Raw genomic sequence first — 1,942 nt, forward strand, 5'->3', positions numbered from 1 at the left:
GACTTCGATCCGGATCTCCTGGAGCAATAGCCCGGAGCGTCGGCGGAACACTCACCGCAATAACAATCGCATCGGAGCCTCCTGCAGGGAGGCTCGCGCGTCAGAAATTAAAGTATTCGTCAGCGCATCCCGTCTTGAACGCGCGTACGTACAGTGCGAAAGTTTTTGCCATCGTAACGACGGAGCAATGCGATGGACGATACAACGGGAGAGGCCCTACCGACGGGCGCACGGCGCCCCCGGCAAGGCGAAGCATTCTGGCGCGAGATGGTCACGGCGCATGGCTCGAAGGCATTGAGATCCCGGCGCGCGAGCCGCATCGCGCCGTCGCGGTGACGCGCGTGAGGTGATGCTGCTCCCGCCTGCGCAGAGTCGACGCTACCGGCTCTTGTAAACGTAGCGCGAGTTGGGCATCATGATGGCCATGCCGCCCCCCGCCATCACTGTCGCGGAACTGCCGGTCGAGCCCGATGCGCTGCAAGCCTTCGCGCTCGAACAGAACCGGCTGGCATGCGTGCTGTGGGCGCAACTGGAGACGCTGCAGCACCAGATTGCCCAGGCGAACCGCGCCCGATTCGGCGTCAGTTCCGAGCGGCTGGCAGGTCAGGCGGACTGTTCGATGCCACCACGGCGTTACCCGTTCCGCCCGAGCCCGCCGAGGCTCCGGTCGCGGGCCACACCCGCAAGGGGGCGTCCGGCCCTGCCGAAGGACCTGCCGCGCACGCACATTGAATACGATCTGAACGACGAACAGAAAGCCGCATTCGATTCGCTCGAGCGTATCGGCGAGGAGCGCAGCGAGACGCTGCACTACGAGCCGTCCAGGCTCACCGTCATTGAGCATATCCGCTTCAAATACGCGGTGAAGAAGGATGGCGAGTTGACCATCGTGACCGCGAACGCCCAGCCTTCACCGCTGCCGAAGAGCAATGCCAGCGCGAAGAGAACAGCATCTGGGTTGACCACCCGCCAGCGGTCGTGTTCGAGTTCGCTGAGTCGCGCTCCGGTTCGCATCCGCTGCGGTACATGCAGAAGTACAAAGGCTATCTGCAGGCCGACGCGTACAGTGGACATGGCGCACTCTACGAAAACGGAGACATCGTCGAGGTCGGATGTTAGGCCCATTACCGTCGACACTTCTTCGAAATGGCGAAGGCGCAAAGCAAACCCGGACTTGCAGCGCACGCGCTGCAATGGATCGCCCGACTGTATGCGATCGAGTCGCGGATCAAAGACCACACACCTAACATCAAAGTGGCAAACCGAGGCGCTGCCGGTGCCGAGTTGTATCACCTCTATCTCGCCATCGGCAAAATGCTGGACGACCCGCGACGTGTTCTCAAAGCACGTCAACGCCTGCACTTGGGAATGGAAGTCAGTTATATCGGGGGCAATCCGCTCGCACCACCTTCGCACGGAACGGTGGTGGAGCTGCGGCAAACCCAGGCGGTGATCCAGGACAACCAGAGCCGTCAGCGTTGGTCGATACTCTATGCGGCGGTTATCCCTGGCACTGCGAGCGGCCCAACATACGCGCCTGCGCCGCCACCGCGAGCACAACGAGAGGAATTCTTCATTGGCAACACCGTTGGCTTCACCGACAAATATCTGAGCGAGAGAGTTGGCATCATCGTCCGGCTGAACGCGAAAACTGCGTCTCTCGCCGTTGATGATCCGGAAGGCCACTGGCGGGTCTCATACGCTCTGCTGCGAAAGATTGTCGACATCTAACCGCGCGATACCGTCAACATGGGTTCCGCTGACGGATACCGTGGATCGAACGCACTGGAAGCCTATGAGAAACGCTTCCGGCCGTCTGACAGAGGCGTTTGATGTCTGACGCGCGAGCCTCCCGCAGGAGGCTCCGATGCGATTGTTATTGCGGTGAGTGTTCTGCCGACGCTCCGGGCTATGGCTGCTCGACGACATTCGGGATGATTTT

General features: G+C 61.2%; 1 protein-coding gene and 2 pseudogenes. 2 read left to right on the forward strand and 1 reads right to left on the reverse strand.

The features are described from left to right. Positions 1 to 424: 424 nt before the first annotated feature. Positions 425 to 820: pseudogene (locus PQR32_RS42040) on the forward strand (IS66 family transposase); the annotation flags it as partial. On the opposite strand, the gene PQR32_RS42045 reads toward PQR32_RS42040, so the two are convergent. Then, complete coding sequence (locus PQR32_RS42045) at positions 811 to 1,074, reverse strand: hypothetical protein (RefSeq protein WP_408241770.1); 264 nt, start codon at positions 1,072 to 1,074, stop codon at positions 811 to 813. The pseudogene PQR32_RS42040 and the gene PQR32_RS42045 sit on opposite strands and share 10 nt — an antisense overlap. Between PQR32_RS42045 and PQR32_RS42050 the strand changes: the two are divergent. Further along, positions 979 to 1,731, forward strand: a pseudogene (locus PQR32_RS42050) (IS66 family transposase). The gene PQR32_RS42045 and the pseudogene PQR32_RS42050 sit on opposite strands and share 96 nt — an antisense overlap. The last annotated feature ends 211 nt before the right edge of the window (positions 1,732 to 1,942 follow it).

Source organism: Paraburkholderia dipogonis (assembly GCF_046027395.1).
GTDB lineage: Bacteria > Pseudomonadota > Gammaproteobacteria > Burkholderiales > Burkholderiaceae > Paraburkholderia > Paraburkholderia dipogonis_A.

Excerpts from the sequence above, each read along its gene's own strand:
- PQR32_RS42045 (WP_408241770.1), bottom strand. The coding sequence starts at position 1,074 with ATGTCCACTGTACGCGTCGGCCTGCAGATAGCCTTTGTACTTCTGCAT.